This window comes from Mesorhizobium sp. M0991, assembly GCF_040318915.1.
GTDB lineage: Bacteria > Pseudomonadota > Alphaproteobacteria > Rhizobiales > Rhizobiaceae > Mesorhizobium.
Map to the genome: position 1 here is coordinate 20,118 of NZ_JAMYNE010000014.1, position 25,314 is coordinate 45,431.

Here is a 25,314-nt window from a genome sequence, read left to right on the forward strand (position 1 = left end):
CATGGCCGAAAAAAAGCTTGAACTGGTCACGCTGACCGAACGTCAGCAGAAGGCCCGCCGCAATCGCTCGGCCGCAATCGGTTTCGCGCTGGCGGCGCTGGTCGTCATATTCTACGTCGCGACCATCGTGAAATTTGGTCACAGTTTCCCCGGCTCGATGTGAGCTGACGATGACCAGGCAAACAGTCACCGATCCTACGAAGAAAAATACGAACCGCGTCGTCGCCGGCGTCTGCATCGCGTTCTTCGGTGGCATGATCGGCATGGCCTACGCCGCGGTGCCGCTTTATGCGATGTTCTGCCAGGCGACAGGCTACGGCGGCACCGTCAAACGGGCGACCCAGCAATATGCCGATCGGGTGCTCGACCGCGACATCACCATCCGCTTCGATGCCAACACCGTCGGCGTTCCCTGGCAATTCCAGCCGGTCGCCCGCTCGATCACCATCAAGATCGGCGAGACCGCCGAGGCGCATTTCAGCGCGACCAACAAATTCAGCCGGCCCATCACCGGACGTGCCACCTTCAACGTGCAGCCGGAACTGGCCGGACCTTACTTCAACAAGGTCGAGTGTTTCTGCTTCACCGACACGACGCTGAAGCCGGGCGAGACACTGGACATGCCGGTCGTGTTCTATGTCGATCCCGACATCGTCAACGCGCCGGAACTGAAGGATTTGAAGACGATTACCCTGTCCTACACGATGTTCCCGGTCGACAAGACCAAGCCGGTCGCATCATCGGTGCCGGCCGACGGCCGCCGCAACAAGATTTCAGATACCGAAGCAAGCCTCGGGGGTTGATATGGCAGACGCACACGCAAAACCACAACATGACTACCACCTCGTCGACCCGAGCCCGTGGCCTTTCCTGGGCTCCGTCGGGGCGCTGGTGACCGCGCTCGGCGGTGTCTGTTACATGCAATATCTCAAGGGCGGCGATTTCCCGATCTTCGGTTTCAACATCGCCAACCCATGGCTGTTCTTCATCGGCCTGCTGATCGTCATCTACACGATGTTCGCCTGGTGGTCGGATACGATCAAGGAAGCGCATGAGGGACACCACACCCGTGTCGTGTCGCTGCATCTGCGCTACGGCATGATCATGTTCATCGCCTCCGAGGTGATGTTCTTCGTCGCCTGGTTCTGGGCCTTCTTCGACGCCAGCCTGTTTCCGGGCGAGGTCCATCAATACGCCCGTACCGCCTTCACCGGCGGCGTCTGGCCACCCAAGGGCCTCGAAGTTCTCGACCCCTTCCATCTGCCGCTTTACAACACCGTCATCCTGCTTCTGTCGGGCACCACGGTGACCTGGGCGCACCACTCGCTCATCCACGGCGACCGCAAAGGTCTGATCAATGGCTTGGTGCTGACCGTCGGCCTCGGCATGCTGTTCACCATGGTGCAGGCCTACGAGTACATGCACGCGCCGTTCGGCTTCAGGGATTCAATCTACGGCGCCACCTTCTTCATGGCGACCGGCTTCCATGGTTTCCACGTCATCATCGGCACGATCTTCCTGCTGGTCTGCCTGATCCGCGCCATGAAGGGCGACTTCACGCCCAAGCAGCATTTCGGCTTCGAGGCCGCCGCCTGGTACTGGCACTTCGTCGACGTGGTGTGGCTGTTCCTGTTTGCCTCGATCTACGTCTGGGCATCGAACGGCGCGATGATCGAACCACACTGAGATCGAGCTGAGGAAATCGACAAGGCGGCTGCGGCGACGTGGCCGCCTTATCTTTTGTGGCAAATGCTCCTAGGATGACCTCATGAGCGACGACAAGGCGATCTGGCCACCAATCGATCCGATCTCGGCCGGCCTGCATGGCCGCTGCCCCCGCTGCGGCGAGGGCAGACTGTTCTCTGGGTTCCTCACGGTCGGCAATCGCTGCACCAATTGCGGCCTCGATTATTCCTTCGCCGATGCCGGCGACGGGCCGGCGGTGTTCGTTATCCTGATCATCGGCTTCATCGTCGTCGGTCTGGCGCTGTGGATGGAGGTGACGCTCAATCCGCCGCTCTGGCTGCATCTGCTGCTGTGGATTCCGCTGACGCTGGTGCTTTGCCTGGCGGCGCTCCGGTTGATCAAGGGCGTCCTGCTGACGCTGCAATACCGCAACAAGGCGGCCGAGGGCCGGCTGGACCGCGGCGAATGAGCGAGGCATCAGGTTTGGTGGCCGGCCGGTCGCGGCCGAAGCGCGCATTGGCGCTCGGCCTGGGTATCGTCGTGTTTTTGATACTGCTGGCGCTCGGCACCTGGCAGGTTCAGCGCCTGCACTGGAAAGAGGGCCTTCTCCAGACGATAGACCAGCGGACGCATTCGGCGCCTGTGCCATTGGCCGAGGTCGAAAAGCGGTTTGCTGCCACTAGCGACGTGGACTACACGCCGGCAACGGTGACCGGCACTTTCCTGCATCAAGGCGAGCGGCATTTCCTCGCCACCTGGGAAGGCCAGTCCGGTTTCGATGTCTTCACGCTGCTGCAGCTCGACGATGGCCGTTTCGTACTGATCAACCGCGGCTTCGTGCCTTACGATTTCAAGGACCCAGCCAAGCGGCCGCAGGGGCAGGTAACGGGCGAAGTGACGGTGACGGGGCTCGCCCGCAACCCACTGCCGGCCAAGCCCTCGATGATGCTTCCCGACAATGATCCGCAGAAGAACATCTTCTACTGGAAAGATCGTGACGCGATGGCCTCGAGCGCCGGCTTGCCAGCAGGAGCGGCGCTGGTGCCGATCTTCATCGATGCGAACGCCACGGCCAACCCCGGCGGGCTGCCGGTTGGCGGTGTCACCGTCATCGACCTGCCGAACAGCCATCTGCAATATGCGATAACCTGGTACGGCCTTGCCGCCGCCCTTGCCGGCGTCCTGATCTCCTGGCTCCGCCGCCCGGCGAAAGACCAATGATCGCCGCCACTACCCTTGACAGGGCAGGGCCGCACACCTCATTTCGCGCCTTGAGCTCAGAAGTCATAGTCCGATCAACCGGCCTACAATCAGCGTAAGATGCAATCATGCTTCACACAAAGCCACCGCTGACCATCCGGCTCTGCCAGCCGCGCGGTTTCTGTGCGGGCGTTGACCGTGCGATCCAGATCGTCGTGCTGGCGCTGAAGAAATACGGCGCGCCGGTTTATGTCCGCCACGAGATCGTGCACAACCGCTACGTCGTCGAAGGGCTGCAAAGCCTCGGCGCGGTGTTCATCGAGGAGCTCTCCGAGATCCCGCCCGAGCATCGCCAGAGCCCGGTCGTCTTTTCGGCGCATGGCGTGCCGAAATCGGTGCCGGCCGACGCCCGGTCCCGCAACCTATTCTATCTCGACGCGACTTGCCCGCTGGTCTCGAAAGTCCACAAGCAGGCAATGCGCCATCAGCGGCTGGGCCGCCACGTGCTTTTGATCGGCCATGCCGGGCATCCGGAGGTGATCGGCACAATGGGCCAGTTGCCGGACGGCGCGGTCACTCTGATCGAGACCGAAGCCGACGCCGCAAGCTTCGTGCCTGCAGACCCGCAAGCGCTCGGCTTCGTGACCCAGACGACGCTGTCAGTCGAGGACACCGCCGGTATCATCCGCGCGCTGCAGCAACGTTTTCCCGAGCTGCACGCGCCGGCGGCGGAATCGATCTGTTATGCCACCACCAATCGCCAGGAAGCGGTCAAGGAGACAGCGGCCGGCGCCGATCTCTTCCTGGTTGTCGGCGCACCTAACTCCTCCAACTCGCGGCGCCTGGTCGAAGTGGCCGAGCGCGCCGGCGCCTCGATGTCGCTTCTCGTGCAGCGCGCCTCCGAAATTCCGTGGAATGACATTGTCGGCATCTCGACGCTCGGCCTGTCGGCGGGCGCTTCGGCGCCGGAGATCATCGTCGACGAGATCGTCGATGCGTTCAGGCAGCGCTTCGACGTGACCATCGAGCTGGCCGTGACGGCGACGGAGACGGAGGATTTTCCGGTGATGCGGGTGTTGCGCGATGTCGAACTGACGGCTGCCGACATGGCCTTCGTCAACGGGGCTGCGTAGCCACGATGGCGGTCTACACCGACGTCAATGAGGGCGAGCTCGGCGCGTTCCTCAGCAACTATCCGGTCGGCGATCTCTTGTCCTACAAGGGCATCGCCGAAGGCACCGAAAACTCGAATTTTTTACTGCACACCAGCAGCGGCTCCTACATCCTGACGCTTTACGAGAAGCGCGTCGACAAGGCTGACCTGCCGTTCTTTCTCGGCCTCATGGCCCACCTCGCCAGAAAGGGCATTTCGTGCCCGCTCCCGGTCACCGCACATGATGGCGGTGTGATCGGAACACTTGCCGGCCGGCCGGCGGTCATTATCACCTTTCTCGAAGGCCTGTCGCTGCGGCGGCCGACGGCTGCGCATTGCGGCGAGGTCGGCAAGGCGCTGGCGGCACTGCATCTCGCCGGCGCGGATTTTCCGATGACCCGCCCCAACGCCCTTGCCATCGATGGCTGGCGCAAGCTGTGGAATGCCGCCCGCGCCCGCGCCGACGAGGTCGAGCCGGGACTGGCGGCCGAGGTCGATGCCGATTTCGCCGATTTCGAGCGAAACTGGCCGAACGGTCTGCCGCAGGGCATCATCCATGCCGATCTTTTCCCGGACAATGTGTTCTTCCTCGGCGAGAAACTGTCCGGGCTGATCGACTTCTATTTCGCCTGCAACGACCTCTACGCTTATGACGTTGCCACGTGCCTGAACGCCTGGTGCTTCGAGAAGGATTTTTCCTTCAATCTGACCAAGGGCACGGCGCTGCTTGCCGGCTACCAAGGCGTGCGGCCGTTGAGCGGTGACGAGAAAGCTGCGCTGCCGATGCTGGCGCGCGGCTCGGCGCTGCGCTTCATGCTGACCCGGCTCTACGACTGGCTGACGGTTCCGGACGGCGGGCTGGTGATGAAACGCGACCCGACCGAGTATATTCGCCGGATGCGCTTCCACCGGGCGATCAACTCTCCTTCCGAATATGGACTGACATGACCAAGCGCGTTGAAATCTTCACCGATGGTGCCTGTTCGGGCAATCCCGGGCCTGGCGGCTGGGGCGCAATCCTGCGCTTCAACGGCGCCATCAAGGAACTCCACGGTGGCGAGGCTCTGACCACCAACAACCGCATGGAGCTGTTGGCCGCCATCTCGGCTCTCAATGCGCTCAAGGAACCTTGCGTCGTCGACCTTTATACCGACAGCAACTATGTCAAGGACGGTATTTTCAGCTGGATCGACGGCTGGAAGCGCAACGGCTGGAAGACGGCCGCCAGGCAGCCGGTGAAGAATGCCGAGCTGTGGCAGCAGCTCGACGCAGCGCGTAACCGCCATCAGGTCACCTGGCATTGGGTCAAGGGCCATGCCGGCCATCCCGAGAACGAGCGTGCCGACGAATTGGCGCGGCTCGGCATGGCGCCATTCAAGACGAAGTCGGCGAAACCCGCGCTCGCGTCCGTAACGCCGAAGGAAGGCACCCAGTCCAAGCAATCGGCGGCCAAGAAGGTTCGGCGCTCGACCCAGAGTTATTGATCCGGTTGAACTGGCGTGTCAGCGGATTAGAAGGGCGGTGCCGAACAGTCCGATTGCAAACACCGTATGCGACACAAGATTCAGGGCGCGGACCTGCATCGGATTGGGCCGCTTCGAAGCGGCCCAGCCGGCGCCCATGCCGGGCGCCAGCAGAAACCACCCGGCGCCGACGGTGACCATGCTGAGGATAAAGGCCGGCAGGAAGGTCGGCGCGGTGAGCCAGGCCGTTCCGGCCAGCACGACCAGTATGATGCCGTAGACGATGCCGACAGCATAATGAAAGGCCCAGCCAAGTACTGATTCATGCGCGTAGGGCGAGGCCTCGCCAATGTCGTCATGGAAGACCTTGCCTTCCCTGAGATGCCAGACCCAGCGGCCGACCAGCCCCCAGTTCGGCCGCGGTTGAGCAAACGCCTTGTTCAGGAAAATCGCCCAGACATCCATAAGCGCGGTTGCGCCGATGCCGATCGCGACGCTGCGCCAGACGATGTCAGACATAATCGAGGTCCCCAAAAGCAAGCAGTTCCGAAGCGCCGACGCATGGCCCCGAAAACCGGGTCGGCTTTCGGAGGGATCATGCGCCAATGCAAAAAGTCAGCGTCCTTTGGACGCTGAGCGCTCGAAGGCGCCCGCCGCCGTCCCTGGCCTATGCTGTCGCCAAGACGGAAAGCTGTCCGAGAATGTGAGCCGCACCGGATTCGTCGACGCCGGGCTTTGTCTCGACATTGAGCGCGGTGACCTTGCCGTCGTCGACGATCATCGAAAAACGCTTCGAGCGCAGCCCCATGCCGCCGCTGGAGAGGTCGGCGTCGAGGCCGACCGATTTGGCGAAATCGCCATTGCCATCGGCAAGATAAAGGATTTTGCCTTCACCGCCGCTGAAGCGGGCCCAAGCCCCCATGACGTGAACATCGTTGACCGAGACGACGGCGATAGTGTCGACGCCGCGCGCCAGGATGGCGTCGTAATTGTCCAGGTAGCCGGGCAGATGATTGTTGCTGCAGGTTGGCGTGAAAGCGCCTGGAACCCCAAACAGCACGACCGTCTTTCCTGAGAATATCTCGCCCGTCGTGATCGGCTTTGCACCGTCGGCGGTCATTGTCTTGAAGGTCGCATCGGGCAGTTTGTCGCCAACGGAGATCGTCATGATGGTCCTCGCTTGAGAATGGAAAGGGAGTGTCCTTGCGATAGCGAACTAAGGCGCGCCCGGCAACCGTCCAGACGTTGGCATCACGGAAAAGGCAGCAGGCCTTCGACCGCGCCAGCGGCACTTGTCAGTGTGTAGTGCAGGCCGCCGTCGGTTGGCGTTGTCGACGGCCTGTCGAGGATCGGCACAGTAAAGATCAGCTTGCCATCCTTTTCGCTGCGCGCGGGGGCACCGAACATGTAGTCGCGTTCGCCGGCAACGAAGAAGTCGGCGGCCTCGGGACTGCCCGGAAAGCTCGCTTCGACAATCAGCGTTTCGTGGTCGCCCGGCAGTACGTTTATGCCGAAATCGGGCGTTGCCGTGGCGGGCAGGGTGGCAAGGCCTGCCTTGACCAGTGCCGCGTCCTCGGCGTTGTCCGGATCGGCGCCGGGATCGACGGTCAGCCTCGTCTGCACCGGGATGCAGATGGTTTCGCAAATGCCGAGGAAGATATCCGCATCGATGACGGCCGGCTGGCCGGGCGCGGCAAGCGTGAACGTCACCGGCAACGAAACCGGGTGGTCGTAGCCGGCCCATTTGCCATAGCCGTCGTCATGGCGCTGCGGCGGCGGAAACGAAAGCGTCGCGTCGGCAATGTTGGTGCTGGCCGAGACGTCGATCTGTGGCGGCACGCCTGCATCGCCCGGATCGCGCCAATAGGTTTTCCAGCCGGGCTTCAGCGCAATGTCGAGGACGCCCTGGAGACGTCCGGCCTCGTCGGCTTTGCCGCTCGTTACCAGTCGCACCCTGCCGCCTTCGCTGTTGTACCAGGCCGACGAGGAGGCTGAGGCTGGGAGGCCGGTCGCCGATCCAATGGCCACACTAAGCAGCAGGATTTTCAAGCTTTGCATGACGGTGATTTGATCGTCCGTTGATGGCCGCACAATGATTTCATGACGCGGCCGGCATCATATTTGCGTGACCTTCGATTTACGAGCCTGATCAAATCGGGCGCCGCCCATCTTTTCGACGCTTCGGAAACGCGTTACGCTGTGGCCATGGATTTGTTGCGCCATAAAAGGACGGCCGCAGGACCCGGCTTTCTCGACGACCAGTTCCTGATTGCCATGCCCGGCATGAAGGACGACCGCTTCACGCGCTCTGTCATCTACATTTGCGCGCACAGCGACGAAGGCGCGATGGGGCTGATCATCAACCAGACGCAGCAGATGCTGTTTCCGGACCTGCTCGTACAACTTGGCATCATGAATGAGATGGAGGCGATCCGCCTGCCACCGCCGGCGCGCGACTTCGTCGTGCGCAATGGCGGACCGGTGGATCGCAGCCGCGGCTTCGTCCTGCATTCGGGCGACTACCGGGTGGAATCCTCGCTCGCCGTGTCCGACGACGTCTGCCTGACCGCGACCGTCGACATATTGCGCGCCATCTCCTCCGGCCGCGGACCCCGGCGGGCGCTGATGGCGCTCGGTTATGCCGGCTGGGGTGCGGGCCAGCTTGAAAACGAGATCGTCGAGAATGGCTGGCTGACTTGCCCGGCAAGTGCCGAGCTTCTGTTCGACGCCGACATCGACCGCAAATACGACCGGATCCTTGCCTCGATCGGCATCGATCTCGCGCATCTCAGCCTGGCTGCCGGTCACGCCTGAGCCTCATCACGTCCCGAAACTTGTCACGCTTGAGTGAGCGGGTACTGTTCCTTCAGCGTCTTCAGCACCTGGTCGCCCGGCATCGGCGCGCCGAACATGAAGCTCTGCACGTATTCGCAGCCCATCTGCCGCAACTCCAGCGCATCGCTCTCGTCCGAAATGCCTTCGGCGACAACCGACAGGCCGAGTTCATGCGCCATGTTGACCATGGATTTGAGCAGCACCGCGCGTTTCGGCGTCGCGTCGTCGACGAAGCTCTTGTCGATCTTGATGGTGTCGAACGGAAAGCGCGTCAGATAGGCCAGCGATGAATAGCCGGTGCCGAAATCGTCCAGCGACAGGCCGATGCCAAGCTGCTTTAGCTTGGTCAGCACATGAGCGGTCTGCTCGGGATTGTCCATCACCAGCGATTCCGTGAGTTCGAGCCGGAAGCAGCGCGGTTTCAGATTGGCCCGCGCGATCACCGAGCGGACGTCGCTGACCAGGTCGCGGCGGATGAGCTGACGGCTGGACAGATTGACCGAGACCGACAGCGGCGCATCGCCGATCTGCTTTTGCCATCCCGCCAGGTCTTCGGCAGCCTGCTGCATGGCGAATAGCCCAAGCTGCACGATCAGGCCGCAGTTTTCGGCGACCGGGATGAAATCCGCCGGCGGGATCATGCCGCGTCGCGGATGGTCCCAGCGCAGCAAGGCTTCAAAGCCGGCAACGCTGCCGTCCTCCAGCCGTACGATCGGCTGATAGGCAAGCGTGAATTCGCGTCGCTCGATGGCGCGCCGCAGGTCGGACTCGAACTGCAGCCGGTCGGTGCCGACCGTGCGGAAGGCAGGCCGGAAAGGCTCGATCCTGTCGCCGCCGAAGCGCTTGGCTTGATGCATGGCGAGCTCAGCATCCTTGACCATGTCCTCGGCCGAAGTCTGGGTTGAGGTCCAGGTGATCAGCCCGATCGAGGCGGTCAGCACGATCTCGCGCTTGGCGAAGGTGATCGGGTTGTTGATGGCGTGCTTGATGGCATCGGCAATGGCCGCGATGCGAGCCGGATCCTGCTCCGACAAAAGCATCAGCGCGAACTGGTCGCCGGCAAAGCGCGACAGCGAATCCTTCGGCTTGAGCAGCCGGTGCAGCCGCCGCGCGATGGTCAAAAGGATGGTGTCGCCGGCCGAGATGCCGAGCCCGTCATTGACCTGCTTGAAGCGGTCGATGTCGATGACGAAGACGGTCGGGCGCACCTTCTCTTCGGTGCGGGCGATCGAAATGATCGCCTCCAGCCGGTTCATGAACAGCTCGCGGTTAGGCAGGCCGGTCAGATTGTCATGTACGGCGTCATGCAGCAGCCGTTCCTCGGACTTCTTCTGCTCCGTCACGTCGACCATGGTGCCGACGCAGCGGATGACCTCGCCGTCCGAGCCGATCACCGGCCGGGCGCGCAGCGCAAACCAGTGATAATGCCCGTCGGCGCCGCGCAGGCGGAAGTTTTGCGACACCCGGCCGCGCCGGTGCTCGAGCACGACGTCGAGCGTCGTACGAAACGTGTCGCGGTCGTCGGCATGCAGCACCGGCAGCCAGTTGCGGGCTGGGCCGCCGAGGCTGTTGGGCGCAAGGCCGAGCTGGATGCTTACGTCGGGACGAGTGACGACGCGGTCGCGCAGCACGTCCCAGTCCCACACAGTATCGCCCGATCCGGCAACCGCCAGCGCCTGGCGCTCGAGATCGGAGAACAGGCCCTGATGCAGGGCGCCGCCGGCAAAAGCGTGCTGCATCACGGTGAAGCCGATTAGCAGGATGATGAGGATCAGCCCACCGCCCAGCGCCGGCTGGGCGATATCGTTGTCGAGCATGCCTGTGATCGCCATCCACGATCCGCATAGCCATAGCAGAACCATCACCCAACTGGGCACCAGCATGATGGCGCGGTCGTAACCGCGGATGCCGAGGAAGATGATCAGGCCGAGCCCGGTCAGCGCGGTGGCGGCGAAGGACAGCCTGGCAATGCCGGCGGCAACCGCCGGATCGATGATGGCGACGCCGGCGATCAGCACCAGCCCGAGAATCCAGACCAGTGCGCCGTAGCTGAAATGGCCGTGCCACCGGTTGAGGTTGAGATAGGCAAACAGGAACACCACGAAGGTCGCCGCAAGCGCCACCTCCGTTCCGGCGCGCCACATCTGCTCATTGCCCGGCGAGATTTCTATAATCTTGTTGAGAAAGCCGAAATCGACGCAGATATAGGCAAGCACCGCCCAGGCCAGGGCCGCCGTTGCCGGGAACATCGAGGTCCCCTTGACGACGAAAAGAATGGTCAGGAACAGCGCCAGCAGGCCGGCGATGCCGATGACGATGCCACGAAACAGCGTGTAGGAATTGACCGAGTCCTTGTAGGATTCAGGGTCCCACAGATAGACCTGCGGCAGCTTGGGCGAGGCGAGTTCGGCGATGAAGGTAATCACCGTTCCGGGGTTGAGCGTCACCCGGAACACGTCGGCGTCGGGGCTGGTCTGGCGGTCGAGCGCAAAGCCTTCGCTGGGCGTGATCGCGGCGATACGGGTCGAGCCGAGGTCCGGCCAGAACAGGCCGGAATTCACCAGCCGGAAATGCGGTGCGACAATCAGCCTGTCGAGCTGCTGGTCGGTGGTGTTAGCGAGCGCGAACACCGCCCAGTCGCCGGTCGAGCGCGCGTCATTGGCCTCGACCTCGATGCGCCGTACGATGCCGTCTGGGCCGGGTGCCGTCGAGACCTGGAAATTCTCGCCCTGGTTGCGGTAGATTTCGACGGCGCCCGAAAGGTCGAGCGCCACGTCGTCGCGGGCAATCTTGATCGGTTCGACCGCAAACGCCGAGGATGCCGCGCAGAGCGTGACGATTGCCGCCAGCATAAAGGCAAGCAGCGACCCGTTGCGCAGAAAATTCGTCAAAAATCAGTCCTTTGTTCCAACGCCCGGCGGATCGTCCGCGATTCGGGCGTATAGGTAATGGTCCTGCCAGATGCCGTTGATCCTCAGATAGGATCGTAGCAGTCCTTCGCGCCGGAATCCGGCTTTTTCAAGCACGCGGATCGACCGGGCGTTATCGGGGATACAGGCAGCTTCGATCCGGTGCAACCGCAGCGTTTCGAAGGCGAAACGCGTCACCACCTTGACGGAATCGGTCATCAGGCCGCGTCCGCTGAAGCGCTCGCCGATCCAGTAGCCGATATGGCCGCTTTGGGCGACCCCGTGGCGGATATTGCCGAGGGTGATACCGCCGGCCAGCTTGCCGCTGCTTTTCTCGAAGATGAAGAAAGCGATCGCCGTCCCCTGCGCGTAGTCCTCGCGGTAGCGGCCGATACGATGCCGCCACGCCGTGCGGTCGAGCTCGTCAGGGGTCCATCGCGGTTCCCACGGCTCAAGAAAGGCGCGGCTTTCGCCGCGCAGCACCGACCACTCGCGATAGTCGTTGGTCAGCGGTACGCGCAGCGTGACAAGGTCGCCCTTCAGCGCCGGCAGGTCGCGGCGAAAGAAAGGGAGCGCGAACACGACGCTCGAATAGGCTTAGACGGCGAGCTTGCGGGCAGTGATCTGCGTGCCCGAAAGCGAATCGAGGATCGCTTCATAGGGCGCGAGCGTACCCACCGGCCCGACGGCTGTAAGCGTCGGCTTGGTCGAAAAAAGCCGAGACGACAGATCCGTCAGCCGCTCGACAGTCAACGCCGACAGCCGCTCCATCAGCTCTTCCTTGGCGATCGGCCTGCCGAACAGAAGTAACTGCCTGGCGATCTGCGAGGCGCGGCTGGCCGGGCTCTCGGCCGACATGATCAGCCCGGCGCGGTATTGGGCACGCGCCCGGTCGAGCTCCTCCTGCAGGATGTTTTCACCGGCCTTTTGCAACTCATCGATAATCACAGGCACCAGCTCGGCAATATCGCTTTGTCCGGTCGCCGCATGGACCCCGAAGACGCCGGTGTCGGAAAAACCCCAATGGAAGGCATAGACCGAATAGCACAGGCCGCGTTTTTCACGGACTTCCTGGAAAAGTCGCGACGACATGCCGCCGCCAAGGATCATCGACAGGACCTGAGAGGCATAGAAATCGCGGACGTGATAGGCGCGGCCCTCGAAACCCAGCACGATCTGCGCGTCCATCAGGTCGCGGTCTTCGCGAAAATCGCCGCCGACATATTGCGCATATTGCGGAATGGTGCCGTCGGCCTTGCCGCGGAAGCCGCCGAGACGTTTTTCGACCTCGCGCACGAAATCATCGTGCTTGATATCGCCGGCCGCCACCATCACCATGTTCTCGGCGCCGTACTGCCGTTCGATGAAGTCGTGCAACTGCTTCGAAGTGAAGGATTTGACGGTTTCCGGCGTGCCGAGAATCGAGCGACCGATAGTCTGGTGGCGAAAGGCGGTCTCGGTAAAGTGATCGAAAACGACATCGTCGGGCGTATCGTGCGCGGCGCCGATCTCCTGCAGAATCACATGCTGCTCTCGCTCCAGCTCCTGCGGATCGAATTCGGATTCCTGCAGGATGTCGGAAAGGATATCGACCGCCAGCGGCACGTCGTCGCTCAGAACCCTTGCATAATAGGAGGTCGTCTCGACGCTGGTGGCGGCATTGATCTCGCCGCCGACGTCCTCGATCTCCGAGGCGATCTCGAAGGCGCTTCGCCGCCTGGTGCCCTTGAAAGCCATGTGCTCGAGCAAGTGCGCCATTCCGTGCTCTTCGTCACGCTCGTTGCGTGCGCCCGACTTGACCCAGGCGCCAAGGGCAACAGATTCGAGGCTTGGAAGGGTTTCGGTGGCGACTGTCAGGCCGTTCGACAGACGGCTTACCTCAACACCCATATGGCAATTACTCCCTAACGCGCCGCCCGCGTGTGGCGGCCGAGATAATCTTCCACCATTTTCAGGTCGGATGGAAGTACCGTGTATTTTTCCTCGGCGCTCATCAACCCGCCTAGCCATGCAGGCAGGGCAGGCGACACGCCGCTGGCGGCTTCGACGGCGGCGGGAAACTTTGCCGGGTGCGCAGTGCCCAGCACCACCATCGGCACCTCACCCGCAGCCTTGCCGGCGGCCACATGCACGGCTGCGGCCGTATGCGGGTCGAGCAGATAGCCGCTCGCCGCAAGTGTGGTGCGGATGGTGGCGGCGACCTCGTCCATGGTGGCGCGGCCGGCGTCGAATTCGGAGCGGATCCTGGCGATTTCGCCGGCCTCGACGGTGAAGGCGCCGGACTGCTTGAGCCCGTCCATGTAGCGCCGCACGGTCGAGGCATCGCGGCCGGCTGCCTCGAACAGCAAGCGTTCGAAGTTCGAAGACACCTGGATGTCCATCGAGGGCGACGTGGTCGAAAAGACCCCCTTCATGCGGTATTCGCCGGTCGCCAGCGTGCGCGCCAGAATATCGTTGTCGTTGGTGGCGATGATCAGCCGTTCGATCGGCAGCCCCATCTTCTTGGCGGCATAGCCGGCGAAGATGTCGCCGAAATTGCCGGTCGGCACGGTGAAGGAAACCGGCCTGTCGGGCGCGCCGAGCGACAGCGCGGAGGAGAAATAATAGACGATCTGGGCCATGATGCGGGCCCAGTTGATCGAGTTGACGCCGGACAGCGATACCCGGTCGCGAAAACCGTGGTCGTTGAACATGTCCTTCACCAGGCCCTGGCAGTCGTCGAAATTGCCTTCGATCGCCAAGGCATGGACGTTTGCCGCGATCGAGGTCGTCATCTGCCGCTGCTGTACGGGCGAGACGCGGCCGTGCGGGAAAAGCACGAAGATGTCGGTGCGGTTGCGCCCCGCAAAGGCATCGATGGCGGCCCCCCCGGTGTCGCCGGAGGTGGCGCCGACAATGGTGGCGCGCTGGTCACGCTCGGCCAGCACATGGTCCATCAGCCGTGCAAGAAGCTGCATCGCCACGTCCTTGAACGCGAGCGTCGGGCCGTGGAAGAGCTCCAGCACGAAGCTGTTGGGCCCGGTCTGCACCAGCGGGCAGACGGCCTCATGGCGGAAGGTCGCATAGGCTTCGCGCACCAGCCGTTCGAACACCGGCGCCGCGATCTCGCCACCGAGGAACGGCGACAGCACGCGGATGGCAAGATCGGGATAGGCAAGACCGCGCATGGCGCGGATCTCGGCTGCGGAAAAATGCGGCCAGGCGCTCGGCAGATAGAGCCCGCCGTCGCGCGCCAGCCCGGCCAGCACCGCGTCGGAAAATCCAAGCGCGGGCGCTTCCCCGCGGGTACTCACATATTGCATCGTCACGTTTCCATTGTTGCCGGGAATTTTCGCCCGCCGCGAGGTGGTGGATTTCTGCGCAGGCTCAGTCGCATTTTTGCCGCGCGGTTGATATACGTCACCGGCTTTGCGAGAGGGAAGTGCAGTTCATGGCGTTTCATTCATTCAACGGTCGTTTTGTCGCGGGTCTGGCGCTCACCGGCTTTATGCTTGCCGCCGCAGGCTGCCAATCGAGCGACAATGGCATTCTCGGCTTCGGCAAGAAGGATACGACGCCGCCACCGCCACCCGATCCCAAGGTGCTTTCCAGCCAGCTGCAGGCCTATTGCCCGAAAGTGACGTTGCGTGACGGCACCGCCTTCTTCAATACCTACGCCAAGAGCGGTCCGAAGCCGAAGAAAAAAACCGATGTTGCCGCCGAGGAAGCCGCCCAGCCGGCAGCGGACGCGGCAGGCGTCGATCAGCCGGACGATTCCGCCAAGATCATCTATCAGGCTTCGATCACCGATGTGACCCGCGACTGCAGCCGCGCCAACGGCTCCTTGTCGATGAAGATAGCCGTCGCCGGCAAGGTCGTGCCTGGCCCGATGTTCACCCCCGGGACCATCACCATGCCGATCCGCATCGCGGTGATGCACGGCACCGAAGTTCTCTATTCGCAGCTTCACTCCTATCAAGTCCAGGTCACCGATCCTTCGAGTGCCACGCAGTTCGTCTACACCGATTCCAACGTCGTCGTTCCGGAGCCGACGGCGCGGGACTACCAGGCATATGCCGGGTATGACGAGGGCGCTCCGAAAGTAGCGACAGACAAGCCGAAGAAGAAGAAAGCCGCCGCGACCAACTGAGCCTGTGCATTCGCGCCACGGCGGTTGGAGGCGGCCTCTCAGGCGTCCGCCGACCATTCCGACAGCGCGGCGATCACGCTTTTCAGTTCCGCCCAGCGGCGGATGACCGTTTCCGCACCGGCCTCGGTCAGCGCATCGGCGTGGCCGGGATAGCTGTGCGCCGCGCCGGTGAAGCCGATGACGCGCATTCCCGCCGTCTTAGCGCCGGTGACGCCATGCACGGAATCCTCGATGACGAAGGTGTTCGCGGGGTTCGCCTTGAGCTTTTCCGCGGCGAACCGAAACACGTCCGGCGCCGGCTTGGTTTTCCCGGTCGGTGTTTCCAGCGAGGAAAAGATACGGTCGGCAAAGAACGGCAAAAGCTGCACCTTCTCCAGCATGAATTCGATCCGCTCCGAACGCGAATTCGAACAGACGCAGCGCGCCACTGCTACCGCGGCGACAGCCTCGTGCGCCCCGTCGATAGCACGCACGTCGCTGCGCAGCCGGCGATCGACGAGCTGTTCCTCCTTGTCGATCAGGGAGGCCTGGAACGGGATCCGGGACTTTTCCTCGACCCGCATCATGATGTCCTTGAAAGTCAGCCCGGCATAGACCTCGGAAATCTCCTCGGCCGATATCTCGTAGCCGGCCGAGGTCAAAAGCTCGGCATCGATACGCGCGGCGATGATTTCGGAATCGACGAGCACGCCGTCGCAATCGAAGATGACAAGATCTGGCTGGGGCATGGTGGTCCGGAAAGCGGGATGAAGGGAATGCCGAGGGCCCTTTGGTCCGAACGGCTCAGGCGGCGCGGCATACACCAACAGGCCGGGCTTCGCAAATTCGGCAGTCTGCTTCACTGAATATTTACGCTGATCGGTAACCATAACGGACAGTAAACAGTAACGCGTGCCTTGGGTGTCACAATGTCTGCCGTGCGTCTTCTCGACGAGCTTTCCGATGCTCCCCAGCAATCCGAGTGGCTGGATACGATCCTGAAGGGCGACTGCGTCGCCGCGCTCGAACGGCTGCCGGAAAAGTCGATCGACGTGATCTTCGCCGATCCGCCCTACAATCTGCAGCTCGATGGCGATCTGCACCGGCCCGACCAATCCAAGGTCGATGCCGTCGACGACCATTGGGACCAGTTCGACAGTTTTGAGGCCTACGACGCCTTCACCCGCGCCTGGCTGCTGGCGGCACGCCGCGTGTTGAAGCCCAACGGCACGATCTGGGTCATCGGCTCCTACCACAATATTTTCAGGGTCGGCGCCAAGATGCAGGACCTGGGCTTCTGGATCCTCAACGACGTCGTCTGGCGCAAGACCAATCCAATGCCCAATTTCCGTGGCCGCCGTTTCCAGAACGCGCATGAGACGATGATCTGGGCATCGCGCGACCAAAAGGGTAAGGGTTACACATTCAACTACGAGGCGCTGAAGGCGTCTAATGATGATATTCAGATGCGTTCAGACTGGCTATTTCCGATCTGCACCGGCGGCGAGCGCCTGAAGAACGACAATGGTGACAAACTGCATCCGACGCAGAAGCCGGAAGCGTTGCTTGCCCGCGTCGTGACGGCATCGACCAGGCCGGGCGACATCGTGCTCGACCCCTTCTTCGGTTCAGGTACCACCGGTGCGGTGGCCAAGCGGCTTGGCCGTCACTTCGTCGGCATCGAGCGTGAGCAGGCCTATATCGATGCCGCCATGGAACGTATCGATGCGGTCCGGCCGCTGGAAGGCGCCAATTTGACGGTACTAACCGGCAAGCGGGCTGAGCCGCGCGTCGCCTTCGTCACGCTTCTCGACAATGGCCTGGTGGCGCCCGGCGCCACGCTCTACGATGCCAAGAAGCGCTGGGCGGCAAAGGTGCGTGCCGACGGCACGCTGGCAATCGGCGACAGCGCCGGGTCGATCCACAAGATCGGCGCACAAGTGCAGGGGCTGGACGCCTGCAACGGCTGGACCTTCTGGCATTATGAGCGCAGCGGCGGCCTGACCCCGATCGACGAGCTTCGCCGCATTGCACGCCTGGGCATCGAACGGGCAGGGGCCTGACGGCTTCCGAGTTGCCACAGATCGGTAAATGCGAAGGCTCAACCAACCTCTGGAAGCGATTCAAGTCACACTTTGATCCCAAGACGCTCAAGGTCCGCCCTGAGCGTCTGTGCATCGGTGAACAGCACCGACTGCCAGCCGGCCGCCTTGGCGCCGTCGACGTTCTTCTGGCTGTCGTCGATGAACAGCGTGGCTGACGGTTCGAGGCCGAATGCGGCGACGTGGTGATCATAGATGGCGCGATCCGGCTTGATCTGGCGGATGTCGCCGGACACGGTCACGCCGCGCGGCCGATTGAGGAAATCGAAGCGCTCGCGGGCCTCGGCAAGCGTATCCGCGGCGAAATTGGTCAGCATCGTCACGTCGTGGCCGCTCTCGATCAGGCCGATCATGATGGCAACGCTGTCCTCATAGGCATGAGGCACCATCTCGTGCCAGTGCCGGCGGAAATTACGGATGTTTTCGGCGTGCTCGGGATATTGCGCGATCGCCAGTGCTTCGGCCTCTTCCCAGCTGCGGCCGCGGTCCTGTTCGATGTTCCAATCATGCGTGCAGACATTGTCGAAGAACCATTTCCGTTCGTCGGGATCGGGGATCAAGCGGCTGAAGGGCAGGTCCGGATCATAGTGGATCAGCACTTTGCCGATGTCGAAAACGATGTGGCGGATTTCAGTCATTCTTCTCTCGTTCAATGCGGGTGCTGCTTCTTCGTCGCGCCCGGTATCGCCGCTTCGATTACCTTTTTCATGACAGTCGGCAGCGCTTCCCCGGAAATTTCATGGACCAGCGACCAGAAATGCCCGGCCGGGGCGGCACTGTCGGTCTCCGCCTTGAACACGTCGAGTTCAAGCGCAAAATGGGTAAAGACATGGCCGATTCGTCCGGCCTGCCGCCAATTGCCGGGGAACGGGGCTGCCGCTTCCGTGGTGGCGCCGTCGATGCGCGCCGTCCAGCCGGTCGTCGGCACCTCGGTCATGCCGCCGAGCAGGCCCTTTTCCGAACGCTTTCGCAAAAGAATGGCGCCGTCAGCCCTGACCGCGACGAAGGCGGCGCCGCGCCGCAATGGTTTCTCGCCCTTCGGTAGGCGGACCGGAAAGCGTTCGGGGTCGCCCGAGATTGTGGCGCTGCAATCCTCGCGAACAGGGCAGAGCATGCAGCGGGGCCGGCGCGGCGTGCAGATCGTCGCGCCCAGGTCCATCATCGCCTGCGCGAAGTCGCCGGGCCTTGTCCGGGGAACCATGCGTTCGACCTGGCCGCGTATCTCGCCCTTGGCTTCGCCCAGCGGCGTGGCGATCGAAAACAGCCGTGAGACCACCCGTTCGACATTGCCGTCGACGACCGCGGCTGGTCGGTCGAAAGCGATCGCTGCGATCGCCGCCGCCGTATAGGCGCCGATGCCGGGCAGTTCCCTCAAGCCGGACTCGCTGTCCGGAAAGCGACCGCCTTGCCGCGCCACGAGATCGGCACAGGCTTTGAGGTTACGGGCGCGGGAATAATAGCCGAGCCCGGCCCAGGCCTTCATGACGTCTTCGGTCGGTGCCGCCGCCAGTGCCTGGACAGTTGGCCATTTCTGCACGAAAGCCCGAAAATAGGATTTTACCGCCTCGACCGTGGTTTGCTGCAGCATGACCTCGGAAAGCCAGACCAGATAGGGATCGGGCCGCGCCCCGCCCGCCAGCGCGCGCGGCGGAACGCGCCAGGGCAGGTCGCGGTGATGCGCGTCGTACCAGCCAAGCAGCCGGGATGCGATCTCGCCATTGTCTCCGGATACGGCCTTGCGGGTCTGGTCGTGCAGTGCCATTGATCGAGGGTCGGCCCTAATCCATTGGTGCTGAAGCTGGTGACTGGAGAACGCACATGGCAGGGAAAAGGCCCTTCGGCAATCCCGTTCCGGTGAGCGATCTCGCAACCGAGATCCTCGACCCGGTGCTGCGCAAGCGGGCCGGCATGTCGATCGGGCTGGTCCAGTCATGGGAAGAAATTGCCGGGCCGCGGCTTGCGGGCCGCTCGCGCCCGGAAAAGATCCAGTGGCCGCGCCGCATGCACGAGGACGATCCGTTCGAACCGGCGGTGCTGGTGATTGCCTGCGAGGGTGTCGCGGCACTGCATCTGCAGCACGAGACCGGCGAGATCATCAACCGGGTCAATGCCTTCCTCGGTTTCAATGCGATCGGCCGGATCAGGATCGTGCAGAAGCCTGTAATGGCGGGCAAGGACAAGCCGAAACCCAGTTTGCGGCCATTGACTGCGGCCGAGAAAGCGAAGCTGTCCGGCACCGTCGGTTTGATCGAGGACGGCGGGCTGCGCGCCTCGTTGGAGCGGCTTGGCGCCACCATTCTCGGGCAAAAGAAGCCGTGATCTCGCGCTATCGTGATGGCATGCCCGGATTTGGCGATTGGAATAGGCGCGGTAATGCCTTAATTCGCGCCAACTCTCGCTTTTTGTAGCCTTTGCATTGCAAAATCCAACTATTGCCAGGTGATTCGTATGATCCGTTCCTTGTCCCGCAGAAACCTTTTGACTTCGCTGGCCGCAATACCAGCAGCGGCGCTGCTTGCCGCCTGCAGCGACTCGGGCGAGAAAGCCGAGGCGCAGGATGTGAAGCCTGCGGCTCCGGCGGAACCTCCGAAGCCGGCCGCTCCGGCCGCCGCCAAAGCGCCTGAAGCTCAGGGCACGGTGGATATGGCAGCCTTGTTGAAGCCCGGCGCGCTGCCCGACATGCAACTCGGCAAGGACGACGCAAAGGTCACCATCGTCGAATATGCTTCGATGACCTGCCCGCACTGCGCGCATTTCGCCGAAACCACATTCCCGGAGCTGAAGACGAAATATATCGATACCGGCAAGGCCCGCTATATCCTGCGCGAATTTCCGTTCGATCCCAGCGCCGAGGCCGGTTTCATGCTGGCGCGCTGCTCAAAGGACAATTATTTCCCGATGGTCGACGTGCTGTTCAGGCAGCAGGCAAACTGGGTTGGTGTGAACAATACCAAGGACGCACTGCTGCAAATCGCCAAGCTTGCCGGTTTTACACAGGAGTCCTTCGAGGCCTGCTTGACGGACCAGAAACTTCTGGACGATGTGAGATCCGTCCAGAAGCGCGGCGCCGACGAATTCAAGGTCGATTCCACACCGACCTTTTTCATCAACGGAAAGACCTACAAAGGGGCGATGTCGATTGCGGAAATGTCGGCCATCATCGACCCTCTGCTCTGACGTTTCGGCAGCGCCGAAGCGGCGTCGCTTCGGCGTGCGCACTTCTTTGTCTTGCCGCGGGTTCTCCTCGCAAAACCGCGGAACAGTTTTGCGAAACTTGGCGATGGGCAGGCGCGAATGAAGTTCTCGCGCCTTCGCCTGCTCGGCTTCAAATCCTTCGTAGAACCCGGCGAGTTCGTCATCGAACGCGGCCTGACCGGCATCGTCGGGCCGAATGGCTGCGGCAAGTCGAACCTGGTCGAGGCGCTGCGCTGGGTTATGGGCGAAAGCTCCTACAAGAACATGCGTGCGTCCGGCATGGACGACGTCATCTTTTCCGGCTCGGGAACGCGTCCGGCCCGCAACACCGCCGAAGTCACGCTGTTCCTCGACAATAGCGACCGCACCGCGCCGTCCGCCTTCAACGACGCCGATGAGTTGCAGGTCTCGCGTCGCATCGAGCGTGAGGCGGGCTCGCTCTACCGCATCAACGGCAAGGAGGCTCGCGCCAAGGACGTTCAGCTGCTGTTCGCCGATCAGTCGACCGGCGCCCGCTCGCCCTCGATGGTCGGCCAGGGCCGCATCGGCGAGCTGATCCAGGCAAAGCCGCAGGCGCGCCGCGCACTGCTGGAAGAGGCCGCCGGCATTTCCGGCTTGCACACACGGCGCCATGAAGCCGAGCTGCGGCTGAAGGCAGCCGAACAGAACCTCGAACGGCTGGACGACGTCGTCGGCGAGCTGGAAAGCCAGATCGAAAGCCTGAAACGCCAGGCCCGCCAGGCCTCGCGCTTCAAGAACCTGTCGGCCGACATCCGCAAGGCCGAAGCGACGCTGCTGCATCTGCGCTGGACGCTGGCCAAGACGCAGGAAGGCGAAGCGCGTTCGGCGCTGGCGATTGCCACCGCGCTGGTCGGCGACCGTGCCGCCGCCCAGATGGCTGCCGCCAGGGAACAAGGTATCAACGCCCACCGGCTGCCGGACCTGCGCGATGCGGAAGCCGCCGCCGCCGCAGCCTTCCAACGTCTGTCGATCGCCAAGGCGCAGATCGAGGAAGAGGCAGGCCGCATCCGCGCCCGCCAGGCTGAGCTCGACCGCCGACTGCAACAGCTTGATGGCGACCTTGCCCGCGAGGAGCGCATGGTCCGCGACAATGCGGATATCCTCGAACGTCTCGCCGCCGAAGAAGCCGCGCTCAACGCCGAAAACGCCGGCGCCGCCGAGCGCGAGGCCAGCACCCGCGCGGCCTTCGAGCAGGCGGCATCGACGCTTGCCTTGAGCGAGGCCAGGCTCGCCGCGCTGACCGCCGAACGGGCGGAGGCCGCCGCCTCGCGCAACCAGATCGAACGGACGCTGCGCGACACCGCTGAGCGCCGCGACCGCTTTGCCCGCCAGCTTGCCGATGTCGACCGCGAATTGTCGGAGATCGTCTCCAGGGTCGCCGGCCTGCCCGATCCCGCCGAGAAGCGGCTGCTGGTCGATCAGGCGCTGGCGCTGCTCGAAGAGGCCGAGGCAGCCGCCATTACCGCCGAACAGGCGGTCGCCGAGACACGCGCGGGCGAAAGTGCTGCCCGCCCACCGGTTCAGGACGCAAAGGCCGAGCTGGCGCGGATCGAAACCGAGGCCCGCACGTTGGCCAAGATCCTCAACGCCGCCAGCGGCGATCTATTTCCCTCGGTGCTGGAGCAGATCAGCGTCGAGCGCGGCTACGAAACGGCGCTGGGTGCCGCGCTTGGCGAAGATCTCGACGTGCCGCTCGACCGCAGTGCGCCGGTGCATTGGGGCCAGAGCGAAATCCAGCCCGCCGACGCCGCATTGCCCGAAGGCATAAGGAGCCTCGCCAGCGTTGTGCGCGCGCCGGCGCAGCTGGCCCGCCGGCTGGCCCAGATCGGCATTGTCGAGGCCGCCGCCGGAAGAAGGCTGCAGACGCTGCTTGCTCCCGGTCAACGGCTGGTCAGCCGCGAAGGCGCGCTGTGGCGTTGGGACGGCTTCACCGCGAGCGCCGATGCGCCGACCGCCGCCGCGCAGCGGCTGGCGCAAAAAAACCGGCTGGCCGAACTCGATGCCGAAGCAGTCCAAGCGACGCGCACCCTGCGCGAAGCTGAACAGGCCCTTGCGCAGGCCGAACAGGCGCTTGCCCAGGCGAGCGAGGCCGAACGCAATGCCCGACAGGCCGGGCGCGACGCCCAGCACGGGCTCGACGCTGCCCGCAACACGCTGGCCGAGGCCGAAAAAGCCGGCGGCGAACTGTCGAGCCGGCGTGCCGCACTTGACGAGGCGCGCGCACGCATTGTCGACAGCCATGAGGAAACGGCGGCGGCATTCATCGAGGCGGAAATGCTGCTGCAAGACGCGCCCGATCTCGGCGATCTGCAGTTGCAGCTCGAGCAGTCGGCCGCCAACGTCGCCCGCGATCGCGCCGCCCTTGCCGATGCGCGTGCCGTTCACGAGGGCCTGAGGCGGGAAGCCGAGGCACGTGCGCGCCGGCTCGATGCCATCGGCTCTGAACGGCGCAACTGGGTAGAGCGCGCCGAAAACGCCTCGACGCAGATTGCGGCACTCGGCGAACGTAAGGCCGAGGCGGAGGCCGAGCGCGAGCAACTGGCCGACGCACCCGACGAGATCGACGCCAAGCGGCGCGCCTTGCTGTCGCAGCTCGCCGAGGCCGAAAGCCTGCGAAAAGCTGCGGGCGACCGCTTGCAGGAAGCGGAGAACCGGCAGTCCGAGATGGACAAGGCTGCGACCGCTGCCATCCAGTCGCTCGCCGAAGCTCGCGAAACGCGTGTTCGCGCCGAAGAGCGGCTGACCGCCGCCGACGAGCGGCGGCTGGAAGTCGAAGCGCGCATCCAGGAAACGCTGAACACGCCGCCGCATCTTGTGATCCGCCACACCGGCCTCGAACCCGACAGCCCGATGCCCGAAATGGCCGAGATCGAGCGTCAGCTCGACCGGCTGAAGGTCGAACGCGAACGGCTGGGCGCCGTCAATTTGCGCGCCGAGGAAGAGCAGAAGGAACTGTCGGACCGGCTGGAGACCATCGTTTCCGAGCGCGACGACATCATCGAGGCGATCCGCAAGCTGCGGCAGGCGATCCACAGCCTGAACCGCGAAGGCCGCGAGCGGCTGCTCGCCGCCTTCGAGGTGGTCAACGGCCATTTTCAACGGCTGTTTTCGCATCTGTTCGGCGGCGGCACCGCCGAGCTGCAACTGATCGAGTCCGACGATCCGCTCGAAGCCGGGCTCGAGATCCTGGCGCGACCGCCCGGCAAGAAGCCGCAGACGATGACGCTGCTGTCCGGCGGCGAGCAGGCGTTGACGGCGATGTCGCTGATTTTCGCCGTGTTCCTGACCAACCCGGCGCCGATCTGCGTGCTCGACGAAGTCGACGCGCCGCTCGACGATCACAACGTCGAGCGTTTCTGCAATTTGATGGACGAAATGGCCGCAACCACCGAGACACGCTTCGTCATCATCACCCACAACCCGATCACCATGGCGCGCATGGACCGGCTGTTCGGGGTGACCATGGCCGAGCAAGGCGTCAGCCAGCTGGTGTCGGTCGACCTGCAGGCGGCCGAAGCCATGCGCGAGGCAAGCTGACGCATCAGGTTAATGGTGGTCTCCACCTCGGCTTTCGACTATAGCACGACGAAATGGCCGGATCTGCCGCTCCAGATACCGGTCCGGCTATGCGCGTGGAGAAGCTTGTTGCCTGTACTTGTCACCGGAGCCGCGGGGTTCATTGGCAGTCACGTTTGCCACCATCTGCTCGACCGGGGAGAAGCGGTCGTCGGCGTCGACAACATGAACGACTATTACGACCTGGCGCTCAAAAAGGGGCGGCTTGCCGGGCTTCTGCCCCATAAGGATTTTTCGTTCCACCAGATCGATATTGCCGAACAGGGCGCGCTTGCGGCCGCTTTGGCCGGGCAAGGCATCGTCAGGATCGTCCATCTCGCCGCGCAGGCGGGCGTGCGCCACTCACTCGACAATCCGCGGCTCTATATCCGCTCCAATGTCGGGCCACCTTGAAGTGCTCGAATTCTGTCGCACAGAACCGGCATTCGAGCATCTGGTCTATGCCTCGTCGAGCTCGGTGTATGGCGGCAACCGCAGCGTGCCGTTCAGCGAAGCCGACCAGGTCGACAAGCCCGTTTCGCTTTACGCTGCCACCAAGAAAACCGATGAGTTGATGAGCCACACCTACGCCCATCTGTTCGGCATACCGCAGACCGGCCTGCGGTTTTTCACGGTCTACGGCCCCTGGGGCCGTCCCGACATGGCCTATTGGATGTTCACCCGGGCGATGCTCGAGGGCAAGCCGATCCGGGTCTTCAACAATGGCGAAATGTGGCGCGATTTCACCTACATAGACGATGTTGTGAAGGCGGTTGTCGCCGTGCTCGACAAGCCGCCGGCGGCTGACGTTCCGCCGAACAGGCTTTACAATGTCGGCAACAACCGGCCGGTGCGCCTGGGCGACTTCATCGACATTCTGGAAAGGCTGCTCGAGGTCAAGGCAATCCGCCACAACGAGCCGATGCAGACGAGCGACGTCGAGAAGACTTACGCCGACATGACCGCGCTGGAGCGGGATTTCGGCTTCAGGCCTAGCGTTTCGATAGAGGACGGGCTGAAGAAGTTTGTCGATTGGTACCGGCCGTACTCGAAACAGTAATTTGCACCGCTCGCCGTGACGTCTTCC

Annotated in this window: 24 protein-coding genes and 1 pseudogene; 15 read left to right on the forward strand and 10 right to left on the reverse strand. The window is 63.2% G+C overall.

The annotated features are described in order from the left end of the window. Position 1 precedes the first annotated feature (1 nt). The 8 genes from NKH70_RS20450 (at position 2) to rnhA (ending at position 5,523) form a co-directional block, all read left to right on the forward strand. Positions 2 to 163, forward strand: a complete 162-nt coding sequence (locus tag NKH70_RS20450) for a cytochrome c oxidase system small membrane protein (RefSeq protein ID WP_198023516.1) — start codon at positions 2 to 4, stop codon at positions 161 to 163. A gap of 7 nt (positions 164 to 170) precedes the next feature. Beyond that, on the forward strand, positions 171 to 803 hold the full coding sequence (locus NKH70_RS20455) for a cytochrome c oxidase assembly protein (RefSeq protein ID WP_352489616.1): 633 nt from the start codon (positions 171 to 173) through the stop codon (positions 801 to 803). Between the two features lies 1 nt (position 804). Further along, the gene (locus tag NKH70_RS20460) at positions 805 to 1,686 is read left to right on the forward strand and encodes a cytochrome c oxidase subunit 3 (protein WP_292657474.1); all 882 of its coding nucleotides are present in this window, start codon (positions 805 to 807) and stop codon (positions 1,684 to 1,686) included. Positions 1,687 to 1,768: 82 nt separating this feature from the next. Next, positions 1,769 to 2,155, forward strand: coding sequence for a DUF983 domain-containing protein (locus NKH70_RS20465; protein WP_352463894.1), 387 nt, complete (start codon positions 1,769 to 1,771; stop codon positions 2,153 to 2,155). Next, positions 2,152 to 2,907: an SURF1 family protein gene (locus tag NKH70_RS20470; RefSeq protein ID WP_353025892.1), complete on the forward strand. Its 756-nt coding sequence runs from the start codon at positions 2,152 to 2,154 to the stop codon at positions 2,905 to 2,907. The genes NKH70_RS20465 and NKH70_RS20470 overlap by 4 nt, the downstream gene beginning before the upstream one ends. Before the next feature lie 107 nt (positions 2,908 to 3,014). Continuing rightward, complete coding sequence (ispH, locus tag NKH70_RS20475) at positions 3,015 to 4,019, forward strand: 4-hydroxy-3-methylbut-2-enyl diphosphate reductase (RefSeq protein WP_292657484.1); 1,005 nt, start codon at positions 3,015 to 3,017, stop codon at positions 4,017 to 4,019. 5 nt (positions 4,020 to 4,024) lie between these two features. Next, on the forward strand, positions 4,025 to 4,987 hold the full coding sequence (locus tag NKH70_RS20480; RefSeq protein WP_292657487.1) for a homoserine kinase: 963 nt from the start codon (positions 4,025 to 4,027) through the stop codon (positions 4,985 to 4,987). Continuing rightward, the gene (rnhA, locus tag NKH70_RS20485) at positions 4,984 to 5,523 is read left to right on the forward strand and encodes a ribonuclease HI (RefSeq protein ID WP_352716443.1); all 540 of its coding nucleotides are present in this window, start codon (positions 4,984 to 4,986) and stop codon (positions 5,521 to 5,523) included. Before NKH70_RS20480 ends, rnhA begins: the two co-directional genes overlap by 4 nt. A gap of 18 nt (positions 5,524 to 5,541) precedes the next feature. Here rnhA and NKH70_RS20490 read toward each other — a convergent pair whose 3' ends face one another. The 3 genes from NKH70_RS20490 to NKH70_RS20500 form a co-directional block, all read right to left on the reverse strand. Beyond that, positions 5,542 to 6,021, reverse strand: a complete 480-nt coding sequence (locus NKH70_RS20490) for a DUF2938 domain-containing protein (RefSeq protein WP_352716445.1) — start codon at positions 6,019 to 6,021, stop codon at positions 5,542 to 5,544. Positions 6,022 to 6,169: 148 nt separating this feature from the next. After that, positions 6,170 to 6,670 carry a peroxiredoxin gene (locus NKH70_RS20495; RefSeq protein WP_292657494.1) on the reverse strand — a complete coding sequence of 167 codons (501 nt, stop codon included), beginning with the start codon at positions 6,668 to 6,670 and terminating at the stop codon, positions 6,170 to 6,172. A gap of 83 nt (positions 6,671 to 6,753) precedes the next feature. Continuing rightward, positions 6,754 to 7,560 carry a protein-disulfide reductase DsbD domain-containing protein gene (locus tag NKH70_RS20500; protein ID WP_352716447.1) on the reverse strand — a complete coding sequence of 269 codons (807 nt, stop codon included), beginning with the start codon at positions 7,558 to 7,560 and terminating at the stop codon, positions 6,754 to 6,756. A 147-nt stretch (positions 7,561 to 7,707) separates the two neighbouring features. Here NKH70_RS20500 and NKH70_RS20505 point away from each other — a divergent pair, with 147 nt between their 5' ends. After that, a complete protein-coding gene (locus NKH70_RS20505; protein ID WP_292657500.1) occupies positions 7,708 to 8,316 on the forward strand; it encodes a YqgE/AlgH family protein in 609 nt (202 codons plus the stop codon). A 23-nt stretch (positions 8,317 to 8,339) separates the two neighbouring features. Here the strand turns inward: NKH70_RS20505 and NKH70_RS20510 are convergent, their stop codons facing one another. From NKH70_RS20510 to thrC, 4 genes are read right to left on the reverse strand one after another with little or no spacing between them, the layout of a single operon-like run. Continuing rightward, on the reverse strand, positions 8,340 to 11,228 hold the full coding sequence (locus NKH70_RS20510) for an EAL domain-containing protein (RefSeq protein WP_292657502.1): 2,889 nt from the start codon (positions 11,226 to 11,228) through the stop codon (positions 8,340 to 8,342). Positions 11,229 to 11,231: 3 nt separating this feature from the next. After that, entirely contained in the window at positions 11,232 to 11,828 is a 597-nt protein-coding gene (locus NKH70_RS20515; protein ID WP_352716449.1) for a GNAT family N-acetyltransferase, read from the reverse strand. Positions 11,829 to 11,843: 15 nt separating this feature from the next. Further along, a complete protein-coding gene (locus tag NKH70_RS20520) occupies positions 11,844 to 13,136 on the reverse strand; it encodes a M16 family metallopeptidase (RefSeq protein WP_352716451.1) in 1,293 nt (430 codons plus the stop codon). Positions 13,137 to 13,150: 14 nt separating this feature from the next. After that, positions 13,151 to 14,548, reverse strand: a complete 1,398-nt coding sequence (gene thrC / locus NKH70_RS20525; protein ID WP_352716453.1) for a threonine synthase — start codon at positions 14,546 to 14,548, stop codon at positions 13,151 to 13,153. Positions 14,549 to 14,676: 128 nt separating this feature from the next. Here thrC and NKH70_RS20530 point away from each other — a divergent pair, with 128 nt between their 5' ends. Continuing rightward, entirely contained in the window at positions 14,677 to 15,375 is a 699-nt protein-coding gene (locus NKH70_RS20530) for a hypothetical protein (RefSeq protein WP_352716455.1), read from the forward strand. A 38-nt stretch (positions 15,376 to 15,413) separates the two neighbouring features. On the opposite strand, the gene NKH70_RS20535 is transcribed toward NKH70_RS20530, so the two are convergent. Beyond that, positions 15,414 to 16,103 carry an HAD family hydrolase gene (locus NKH70_RS20535; RefSeq protein ID WP_352716457.1) on the reverse strand — a complete coding sequence of 230 codons (690 nt, stop codon included), beginning with the start codon at positions 16,101 to 16,103 and terminating at the stop codon, positions 15,414 to 15,416. Between the two features lie 180 nt (positions 16,104 to 16,283). Here NKH70_RS20535 and NKH70_RS20540 point away from each other — a divergent pair, with 180 nt between their 5' ends. Next, entirely contained in the window at positions 16,284 to 17,417 is a 1,134-nt protein-coding gene (locus NKH70_RS20540) for a site-specific DNA-methyltransferase (RefSeq protein WP_352716458.1), read from the forward strand. Positions 17,418 to 17,482: 65 nt separating this feature from the next. Here NKH70_RS20540 and NKH70_RS20545 read toward each other — a convergent pair whose 3' ends face one another. Continuing rightward, entirely contained in the window at positions 17,483 to 18,094 is a 612-nt protein-coding gene (locus NKH70_RS20545) for an HAD family hydrolase (protein WP_352716460.1), read from the reverse strand. Positions 18,095 to 18,105: 11 nt separating this feature from the next. Beyond that, on the reverse strand, positions 18,106 to 19,218 hold the full coding sequence (gene mutY, locus NKH70_RS20550) for an A/G-specific adenine glycosylase (RefSeq protein ID WP_352716462.1): 1,113 nt from the start codon (positions 19,216 to 19,218) through the stop codon (positions 18,106 to 18,108). A 56-nt stretch (positions 19,219 to 19,274) separates the two neighbouring features. Here mutY and NKH70_RS20555 point away from each other — a divergent pair, with 56 nt between their 5' ends. The 4 genes and pseudogenes from NKH70_RS20555 to NKH70_RS20570 all read left to right on the forward strand — a co-directional run bounded on the left by NKH70_RS20555 (position 19,275) and on the right by NKH70_RS20570 (position 25,287). Beyond that, entirely contained in the window at positions 19,275 to 19,775 is a 501-nt protein-coding gene (locus tag NKH70_RS20555; RefSeq protein WP_023674157.1) for a DUF721 domain-containing protein, read from the forward strand. Positions 19,776 to 19,904: 129 nt separating this feature from the next. Further along, positions 19,905 to 20,633: a DsbA family protein gene (locus NKH70_RS20560; RefSeq protein ID WP_352716464.1), complete on the forward strand. Its 729-nt coding sequence runs from the start codon at positions 19,905 to 19,907 to the stop codon at positions 20,631 to 20,633. Positions 20,634 to 20,750: 117 nt separating this feature from the next. Continuing rightward, positions 20,751 to 24,209, forward strand: a complete 3,459-nt coding sequence (gene smc, locus NKH70_RS20565) for a chromosome segregation protein SMC (protein WP_352716466.1) — start codon at positions 20,751 to 20,753, stop codon at positions 24,207 to 24,209. Positions 24,210 to 24,317: 108 nt separating this feature from the next. Then, positions 24,318 to 25,287: pseudogene (locus tag NKH70_RS20570) on the forward strand (NAD-dependent epimerase/dehydratase family protein). Positions 25,288 to 25,314 lie beyond the last annotated feature (27 nt).

Bases quoted from the DNA above. Each gene is read 5' to 3' on its own strand.
- NKH70_RS20450 (WP_198023516.1), top strand. From the start codon at position 2: ATGGCCGAAAAAAAGCTTGAACTGGTCACGCTGACCGAACGTCAGCAG.
- NKH70_RS20455 (WP_352489616.1), top strand. From the start codon at position 171: ATGACCAGGCAAACAGTCACCGATCCTACGAAGAAAAATACGAACCGC.
- NKH70_RS20460 (WP_292657474.1), top strand. From the start codon at position 805: ATGGCAGACGCACACGCAAAACCACAACATGACTACCACCTCGTCGAC.
- NKH70_RS20465 (WP_352463894.1), top strand. From the start codon at position 1,769: ATGAGCGACGACAAGGCGATCTGGCCACCAATCGATCCGATCTCGGCC.
- NKH70_RS20470 (WP_353025892.1), top strand. From the start codon at position 2,152: ATGAGCGAGGCATCAGGTTTGGTGGCCGGCCGGTCGCGGCCGAAGCGC.
- ispH (WP_292657484.1), top strand. From the start codon at position 3,015: ATGCTTCACACAAAGCCACCGCTGACCATCCGGCTCTGCCAGCCGCGC.
- NKH70_RS20480 (WP_292657487.1), top strand. From the start codon at position 4,025: ATGGCGGTCTACACCGACGTCAATGAGGGCGAGCTCGGCGCGTTCCTC.
- rnhA (WP_352716443.1), top strand. From the start codon at position 4,984: ATGACCAAGCGCGTTGAAATCTTCACCGATGGTGCCTGTTCGGGCAAT.
- NKH70_RS20490 (WP_352716445.1), bottom strand. From the start codon at position 6,021: ATGTCTGACATCGTCTGGCGCAGCGTCGCGATCGGCATCGGCGCAACC.
- NKH70_RS20495 (WP_292657494.1), bottom strand. From the start codon at position 6,670: ATGACGATCTCCGTTGGCGACAAACTGCCCGATGCGACCTTCAAGACA.
- NKH70_RS20500 (WP_352716447.1), bottom strand. From the start codon at position 7,560: ATGCAAAGCTTGAAAATCCTGCTGCTTAGTGTGGCCATTGGATCGGCG.
- NKH70_RS20505 (WP_292657500.1), top strand. From the start codon at position 7,708: ATGGATTTGTTGCGCCATAAAAGGACGGCCGCAGGACCCGGCTTTCTC.
- NKH70_RS20520 (WP_352716451.1), bottom strand. From the start codon at position 13,136: ATGGGTGTTGAGGTAAGCCGTCTGTCGAACGGCCTGACAGTCGCCACC.
- thrC (WP_352716453.1), bottom strand. From the start codon at position 14,548: ATGCAATATGTGAGTACCCGCGGGGAAGCGCCCGCGCTTGGATTTTCC.
- NKH70_RS20530 (WP_352716455.1), top strand. From the start codon at position 14,677: ATGGCGTTTCATTCATTCAACGGTCGTTTTGTCGCGGGTCTGGCGCTC.
- NKH70_RS20535 (WP_352716457.1), bottom strand. From the start codon at position 16,103: ATGCCCCAGCCAGATCTTGTCATCTTCGATTGCGACGGCGTGCTCGTC.
- NKH70_RS20540 (WP_352716458.1), top strand. From the start codon at position 16,284: ATGTCTGCCGTGCGTCTTCTCGACGAGCTTTCCGATGCTCCCCAGCAA.
- NKH70_RS20545 (WP_352716460.1), bottom strand. From the start codon at position 18,094: ATGACTGAAATCCGCCACATCGTTTTCGACATCGGCAAAGTGCTGATC.
- mutY (WP_352716462.1), bottom strand. From the start codon at position 19,218: ATGGCACTGCACGACCAGACCCGCAAGGCCGTATCCGGAGACAATGGC.
- NKH70_RS20555 (WP_023674157.1), top strand. From the start codon at position 19,275: ATGGCAGGGAAAAGGCCCTTCGGCAATCCCGTTCCGGTGAGCGATCTC.
- NKH70_RS20560 (WP_352716464.1), top strand. From the start codon at position 19,905: ATGATCCGTTCCTTGTCCCGCAGAAACCTTTTGACTTCGCTGGCCGCA.
- smc (WP_352716466.1), top strand. From the start codon at position 20,751: ATGAAGTTCTCGCGCCTTCGCCTGCTCGGCTTCAAATCCTTCGTAGAA.